This window comes from Novosphingobium sp. FSW06-99, assembly GCF_001519065.1.
Lineage (GTDB): Bacteria > Pseudomonadota > Alphaproteobacteria > Sphingomonadales > Sphingomonadaceae > Novosphingobium.
The window spans coordinates 23,344-30,436 of record NZ_KQ954271.1; the positions used below are offsets into that span (position 1 = coordinate 23,344).

Annotated in this window: 8 protein-coding genes; all 8 read left to right on the plus strand. The window is 64.1% G+C overall.

All coding sequences use genetic code 11. From position 1 onward, the window contains the following. Window positions 1-4 precede the first annotated feature (4 nt). Window positions 5-796, plus strand: a complete 792-nt coding sequence (flgG, locus tag AQZ49_RS21175; protein WP_067620850.1) for a flagellar basal-body rod protein FlgG — start codon at window positions 5-7, stop codon at window positions 794-796. Continuing rightward, the gene (locus tag AQZ49_RS21180) at window positions 793-1,524 is read left to right on the plus strand and encodes a flagellar basal body L-ring protein FlgH (protein ID WP_067620854.1); all 732 of its coding nucleotides are present in this window, start codon (window positions 793-795) and stop codon (window positions 1,522-1,524) included. The genes flgG and AQZ49_RS21180 overlap by 4 nt, the downstream gene beginning before the upstream one ends. Before the next feature lie 82 nt (window positions 1,525-1,606). Beyond that, window positions 1,607-2,707 (plus strand): flagellar basal body P-ring protein FlgI, encoded by a 1,101-nt coding sequence (locus AQZ49_RS21185; RefSeq protein ID WP_082701979.1) that lies wholly within the window; start codon window positions 1,607-1,609, stop codon window positions 2,705-2,707. Continuing rightward, window positions 2,704-3,030 carry a rod-binding protein gene (locus AQZ49_RS21190; RefSeq protein WP_067620860.1) on the plus strand — a complete coding sequence of 109 codons (327 nt, stop codon included), beginning with the start codon at window positions 2,704-2,706 and terminating at the stop codon, window positions 3,028-3,030. Before AQZ49_RS21185 ends, AQZ49_RS21190 begins: the two co-directional genes overlap by 4 nt. A gap of 6 nt (window positions 3,031-3,036) precedes the next feature. Next, on the plus strand, window positions 3,037-4,404 hold the full coding sequence (flgK, locus tag AQZ49_RS21195) for a flagellar hook-associated protein FlgK (RefSeq protein ID WP_067620863.1): 1,368 nt from the start codon (window positions 3,037-3,039) through the stop codon (window positions 4,402-4,404). 30 nt (window positions 4,405-4,434) lie between these two features. Beyond that, window positions 4,435-5,364: a flagellin N-terminal helical domain-containing protein gene (locus AQZ49_RS21200; protein WP_067620866.1), complete on the plus strand. Its 930-nt coding sequence runs from the start codon at window positions 4,435-4,437 to the stop codon at window positions 5,362-5,364. Between the two features lie 31 nt (window positions 5,365-5,395). Beyond that, window positions 5,396-6,259, plus strand: a complete 864-nt coding sequence (gene motA, locus AQZ49_RS21205) for a flagellar motor stator protein MotA (protein ID WP_067620869.1) — start codon at window positions 5,396-5,398, stop codon at window positions 6,257-6,259. 2 nt (window positions 6,260-6,261) lie between these two features. Then, window positions 6,262-7,093, plus strand: an 832-nt coding sequence (locus AQZ49_RS21210; RefSeq protein WP_067620871.1) for a flagellar motor protein MotB, incomplete at its 3' end; no start/stop codon positions are given.

Here is a 7,093-nt window from a genome sequence, read left to right on the forward strand (position 1 = left end):
CACCATGCCATCATCTGCCCTCTATGTCGCGCGCACCGGTCTCCAGGCCCAGGACACGCGCATGCAAGTCATCTCGAACAACCTCGCCAACGTCAGCACCACCGCGTTCAAGCGCGAGCGCGCCAATTTTTCGACGCTCGCCTATCAGGATGCGCGCGTTGCCGGGCAACAGTCCTCGAACGAGACGACTTATGCCACCGGCATCAATCTGGGCACCGGGGTCACGGTTCAGGCCACCAGCACCGACATGACCCAGGGCACGCTGACCTCGACCGGCGGCGCGCTCGATCTGGGGATCAGCGGCGATGGCTATTTCCAGGTCACGCTGCCCAGCGGCCAGACCGGTTATACCCGCGCAGGCAATTTCACCACGTCGTCCGAAGGACAACTGGTGACCGCGCAAGGCTATGTCGTGCAGCCGCAGATCACCATTCCCCAGGGTGCCGGATCGATCACCGTGGCCCAGGACGGCACCGTGTCGGCCACCCTGCAGGGCGCCAGCGCGCCCACCACGCTGGGCCAGATCACCACCGCGACATTCGCCAATCCGGCGGCGCTGCAGGCCACCAACGACAACTTCTACCTTGAAACCGGCGGCAGCGGCACGCCGCAGGTCGGCGCGGCGGGTCTCGTCGGCCATGGCATCATCCAGCAGGGCTATCTCGAATCCTCGAATGTCAGCGTGGTCACCGAACTGGTCGACATGATCGAATGCCAGCGCGCCTACGAGATCAATTCCAAGATGATCAGCTCGGTCGACGACATGCTCAAGAACGCCAACCAGAGCCTGACATGATCACCGACACCCCGTTTGACCGGCGCCGCACCGCCCCCCTTGTGCCCCCGCGCGCAAGCGGCGGGTTGTGGCCGCTGGTGCTCGTGCCGGTGGTGTTCGTTGTGCTCGTGCTGGCCTTTCCCGACCATGCCCATGCCACCAAACCGCAAAAGGGGTTTGATGCATCGTTGCCCACCGCCGATCCGACGCCGCCGTCGGCGGGTGCGATCTTCAATGTCCATGCCGGTTACGCCGGATTGGTCGAAGGCACGCGCGCGCATGCCGTGGGCGATTTGCTGACCATCACGCTGGTGGAAAATCTTTCCACATCAAAGGCTGCGACCGGCACGATCCAGAAAAGCGGCAACTTTAGCGTGACTCCACCTACGGCCGGTCCGTTCGCCATAAACCCCAATACCCTTAATGCATCGGGTGCTTCGGCGTTCAGTGGTCAAGGCAGTGCGACGGAAAACAGCCAACTGGGTGGCCAGATCTCCGTCACGATTGCCGAAGTGCGCCGCAACGGAACCGTTTTTGTCAAAGGAACCAAGCGTCTGCTGCTGAGTCAGGGTGAAGAATGGATACAGATTTCGGGCATCGTGCGAATAGCCGACATCGATCAGACCAACACCGTCCAGTCGGGTCAGGTCGCCGATGCGCATATCGTCTACACCGGCAACGGTTCGATCGGCCGCGCCAGCCGACCCGGCTGGCTGTCGCGATTCTTCAGCGTCATCAACCCTTTCTAGGCCAAGCCACCGGAACCCCGTCATGACCGCGCCCAACCTCCCCTTGCCCATCGCGCTTGCCCGCCGGATCAGCCCGGGCGCCATGATGCGCCTTGCCTTGCTGATGTTCGGCCTGGCCATTGCCGTGCTGATGGCGCCGCCCGCCCATGCCGACCGCGTGCGCGATCTGGGCACCTTTCAGGGGGTCCGGTCGAACCAGTTGACCGGATACGGGATTGTCGTCGGCCTGCCCGGCACCGGCGACGACACGCTGGAATATGTTACCCAGGCGATGCGCGGCGTGTCGGGGCGGCTGGGGCTGCAATTGCCGCCCGGCGTGCAACCCGGACTGAAAAATGCCGCTGCCGTGCTGGTTACCGCCGATCTGCCCGCCTTTGCCAAGCCGGGGCAACGCATCGATGTGACCGTCAGCACGATCGGCAAGGCCAAGTCGCTGCGCGGCGGGGCACTGATCATGACCCCGCTCTATGGCGCCGACGGACAGATCTATGCCATGTCGCAGGGCAATCTGGCGGTGGGCGGGCTGGGCATCACCGCCAAGGACGGCTCGCAACTGACCGTCAATGTGCCCACCGTCGGCCGCATCGCCGACGGGGCGACGGTCGAACGTGCGGTCGACACCGGGTTCGACCATGGCGACGTGCTGCGCTGGAACCTGTTTCAGGCCGATTTCCTGACCGTTTCGCGCGTGCGCGACGCCATCAACACCCGCTATCCGCAGACCGCCACGGTCGAAGACGGCATCACGCTGGCGCTGCGGCTGCCTACGGGCGCCGACACCCGCGCCAGCCTGATGGCCGCGATCGAGATGATCGAAGTGACGCCGGGCGAATCCCCGGCCAAAGTGATCGTCAACAGCCGCACCGGCACGGTGGTGATCAACAGCGCCGTGCGGCTGACCGCCGCGGCGATCAGCCACGGCAAGTTGGTGGTGCGGATCGATGAAAAACCCCAGGTGTCGCAGCCCAATGCGCTGAGCCAGGGACGCACCGCGATCACCCCCAGCAGCAAGATCACGGTCAGCGAAGGCGATGCCCATGTCGCGCTGTTCAAACCCGGCGCCTCGCTATCCTCGCTGGTCGATGCGCTCAACAAGCTGGGGGTCAGCCCGTCGGACCTGGTCGCCATCCTCGAAGCATTGAAACAGGCCGGATCGCTCAAGGCCGAAATGGAGGTGCTATGACACCCGTTCCATCCACCACCGGTGCCATCGGCGGCACCACGGCATCGGCAACCACGCCCGATGCCGCCCGCCTGCACAAGGCGTCGCAGTCGTTTGAGGCGATCTTTACCCGGCAGATGCTCGCTGCCGCGCATCAGACCAATTTCGGCGATACGCTGTGGGGCGACGACAAAGGCGAAGACACCTTCAAGACCATGCGCGACGAACGCTTTGCCGACATCGCCGCGCAAAGCGGCGCACTGGGTCTTGGCAAACAGATCGAAGCCCAATTGTCGGCGCATTTGCCCATTGTCCTGGCTGCGACGCCCGGATCGAAGGGGTAGGCGCCGATGACCAGCAGTCTTCTCGCCATCGCCGCCAGCGGGGCCGCCGCCGCCGAAGTCGCGCTCGACGTCACGGGCCAGAACATCGCCAATGCCAACACGCAAGGCTATGTCGAAGAAGGCGTCGACGATGTCGAGGTGTCCTCTTCAAGCACGTGGAGCACGGCCAACGACGTTTCGCTTTCGGGGGTGACGGTATCGGGAATCGTGCGCAATGCCGACACGTTCCTGCAGACCAATGCGCGCGACACCGCCAGCAACACGGCCGGGGCAACCGCAACCGTATCGGGGCTGACCGATGTGGAGACGGCGGTCGAGGATTCGGGCGTGTTCAACGCGATTGGCACATTCCAGAACGCGCTGACGTCGCTGGCCCAGAACCCGACCGACAGTTCGACCCGCGCAACCGTCATTCAGGACGGCCAGTCGATGAGCAGCGCCTTTCAGATTGCGGCGCAAAGCCTGAGTTCGGCGCAGACCGGGTTGCAGAGCGAAGTGAGCAACGGGGTCAACCAGATCAACACGCTGGCGACCCAGTTGGCGACGATCAACACCCAGTTGTCGGCAACATCGGGCGGGATCTCGGCCAACAGCAACATCACCACCAGCGATCGCGCCAGCCTGCTCGATCAGCGCGACAGCCTGCTCGACCAGATCAGCCAGTTTGGCAACATCGCCACCACGCTGAACAGCGACGGGGCGGCCAACGTCACGCTGGGCGGGGTCAGCGGCCCGCCGCTGGTCACCGGCGGATCGACCAACACGCTGAGCGCCACGGTCAACAGCGATGGCACGGAATCGCTGACCGTCGGCAACGCCGCCGTCAGCCTGAGCGGGGGATCGATCGCGGGCAACCAGTCCGCGCTGACCACGCTGGGCCAGATCAGCGGCAATCTCGACAGCCTGGCCGGATCGATTGCGACCACCGTCAACACCCAGCAGGGTAACGGCACCGATCTTGCCGGCAAACCCGGTGCGGCGCTGTTTTCAGGCTCTACGGCGGCGACACTGACCATGGCCACCACCAATGGCAGTGCGATCGCCGCCGCCGCCGTCGGCTCTGCCGCCGGCAGCAGCGATGCCACCAACCTGAACGCGATGAACACCGCGCTCGGCACGCTGGCCCCTGCCAGCACGATGAACAACATCCTGACCAGCATTTCGGGGGCCGTGCAGAACGCGACCACCACGCAGACCACGCTGCAAACGCTGTCGAGCGCGGCCGCAGCCAGCCTGTCGGCTGAAAGCGGCGTCAATCTCAACAACGAAGCGGTCAACCTGGTCCAGTTTCAACAGGCCTTTCAGGCGTCGAGCAAGATGATCCAGACCGCCAGCGACACGTTCACCGCCATCTACAACCTGACCAGTTCCTGATCCGACCACCCGGCAAGATAGGCATCCGCCATGACGACTATCAGTTCGACCAGCACCGCATCGTTTTACACTTCGGCTTCGGAGCAGTTGTCTTCGCTGCAGGCCGAGGTCAATGCGGTCGACAATTCGATCAGCACCGGCAGTCAGTACACCTCGGCCTCGCAGGATCCCGAGGCGGCGGCGCAGATGCGCATGCTGCAATTGCAGGACAGCGAGGCGAGCGCCGACAAGGCCTCGTCAAATCTGGCCTCGACCAATCTGGGGCTGGCGGATTCGACGATGACCTCGATGATCAACGACATCAACGAGGCCACGCAACTGACCAACCAGGCCGCCACCGGCACCCTGACCGACACCCAGCGCGCCTCGATCGGCACGCAGATCGCGCAGATCCAGCAAAACCTGGTCAGCCTGGCCAACACCCACGACGCGAATGGCAATGCGCTGTTCGGTGGCGGAGTGTCGGGCAACGCCTATACCCTGAACGCCAGCGGCACCGCGACCTATGTCGGCGCCGCCACCTCGCAGACGGTGCCGATCGGCGGCGGGCAAAGCGTGCAAGTCAGCCTGACCGGGCCCGAAATTCTGGGCATGACCGATGTCAACGGCAACCAGACCGACGTGATCAACACGCTGGGCGCGCTGTCCACCGCGCTGAAGGCCGGGGGCAGTGCGGCGCAGACCGCCGCATCGAGCGCACTGACGTCATTGCAGAACGGGCTCGATGCGGTGACCACCGCGCAGACCGTGATCGGATCGCGCGAATCCTGGGTGTCGCTCAACGCGCAGAACCAGACCGCAGCGACGACCGCGCGCGCCACCGAGGAATCGCAGATCGGCGACACCGACGTATCGACCGCGGCGATCAAGCTGCAGGACCTCACCACCGCGCTGCAGGCCAGCCAGGCATGTTTCGTGCGGCTGTCATCGCTGTCGCTGTTCAGCGAACTCGGCAACTGAGCCGACCGCAAGCCAAGGATCACCCACGCTCATGTTTGCTGGTATCGGCATCGTCGTTCTGCTGGTCATGGTGTTTGGCGGCTTTGCCATCACCGGTGGTGCGCTTGGCCCCGTCATGGAATCGATCCCGCACGAAATGCTGATTATCGGCGGCGCCGCGCTTGGCGCCACGATCACCGGCAATTCGATGCACGAATTGAAGGGCATCGGGGCGGGCATCGGCAAAGTGTTCAAAGGACCCAAGCATTCCAAACAGGACCATGTCGATGCCATCGTGCTGTGCACCCGGCTGATGAAGATCCTGCGCAGCGATGGTCCGGTGGCGCTTGAAAGCCATGTCACTGACCCGCAGAATTCGCCGATGTTTGCCGAATTTCCCAAGATCCTGGGCAACAAACCACTGGTCGCGCTGATCTGCGACACGCTGACGCTGATCGTGGTATCGTCGGGCACGCTCGAAGTGCACGCGGTCGAAGATGTCATGGATCACGGCATGAAAACGCATTTCCACGAAGAATCCGAGGCGCAACACGCGTTGCAGGGACTGGCCGACGCCTTGCCCGCGCTCGGTATTGTCGCGGCGGTGCTCGGGGTGGTCAAGACGATGGGGTCGATCGACAAGCCGCCGTCGATCCTGGGGGCGATGATCGGTTCGGCGTTGGTCGGCACGTTCATGGGCGTGCTGCTGGCCTATGGCATCGTCGCCCCGCTGGCCGGGCGATTGAAGCAAGTGCTCGATCAGGACGAGATGATCTTTCAGGCGGTCAAGCAAGTGATCGTCGCCTCGCTCCACGGCTGGCCGCAACCGCTGGTGGTGGAATCGGCCAGATCCGGGCTCGGTCATGCGTTCCGTCCGGGCTTGTCCGAACTGCTCGACGCCTTGCGCGGGCGCTGACGATGGCCAAGCCCAAGGGAAAGGAGCTGCCCCCGCCGATCATCGTCAAGAAGATCACCGTGGTTGCCGGCGGCCATCATGGCGGGGCCTGGAAAGTTGCCTATGCGGACTTTGTCACCGCGATGATGGCGTTCTTCCTGCTGATGTGGCTGCTGGGCGCGACCACCGAAAAACAGCGCAAGGGCATTGCCGACTATTTCACCCCCACCCTCGTCAAGACGCGCCAGGGCAGCGCGGGGTCCTATGGCCTGCTGGGCGGATCGTCGCTGACCGATGTCGACAGTTACCAGTTCCGCGCGGGCCAGACCGGAACGAAGACGCTCACCATCCCGCGTGATGCGACCGGCGGGCCCAAGGATGGCGGATCAAAAGCCAAGCGCACCGCCGCTCTACAGCAGAAATTGCAGCAAAAACTGCAGGCCAGCCCGACGCTCGCCAAGCTGGCCAAGCAAGTGCATATGACGATGACCCCCGACGGCATCCGGCTCGATCTGATGGACGACGCCGATTTCTCGATGTTCCGGCTGGGCACCACGCTCCTGACCCCGCAGGCAACCCAGTTGATCCAGGTCATCGCGCAGGCGATCATGACCGAGCCCAACGGGCTGACCGTGCGCGGCCATACCGACAGCCTGCAATGGCGGCCGGGCGATCCGGCCAACAACTGGTCGCTGTCGGCGGGCCGCGCCGAATCCACCCGCCAGGCGCTGATGCGGTTTGGCGTGAATGAAAAACGCTTTCGCCGGATCGAAGGCGTTGCAGACCAGGAACCGCTGGTTGCCGGCGACCCCACCGACCCCCGCAACCGGCGCATGTCGATCCTGCTGATGGATT

Excerpts from the sequence above, each read along its gene's own strand:
- AQZ49_RS21200 (WP_067620866.1), top strand. The coding sequence starts at position 4,435 with ATGACGACTATCAGTTCGACCAGCACCGCATCGTTTTACACTTCGGCT.
- AQZ49_RS21185 (WP_082701979.1), top strand. The coding sequence starts at position 1,607 with ATGATGCGCCTTGCCTTGCTGATGTTCGGCCTGGCCATTGCCGTGCTG.
- flgG (WP_067620850.1), top strand. The coding sequence starts at position 5 with ATGCCATCATCTGCCCTCTATGTCGCGCGCACCGGTCTCCAGGCCCAG.
- flgK (WP_067620863.1), top strand. The coding sequence starts at position 3,037 with ATGACCAGCAGTCTTCTCGCCATCGCCGCCAGCGGGGCCGCCGCCGCC.
- AQZ49_RS21180 (WP_067620854.1), top strand. The coding sequence starts at position 793 with ATGATCACCGACACCCCGTTTGACCGGCGCCGCACCGCCCCCCTTGTG.
- AQZ49_RS21190 (WP_067620860.1), top strand. The coding sequence starts at position 2,704 with ATGACACCCGTTCCATCCACCACCGGTGCCATCGGCGGCACCACGGCA.
- motA (WP_067620869.1), top strand. The coding sequence starts at position 5,396 with ATGTTTGCTGGTATCGGCATCGTCGTTCTGCTGGTCATGGTGTTTGGC.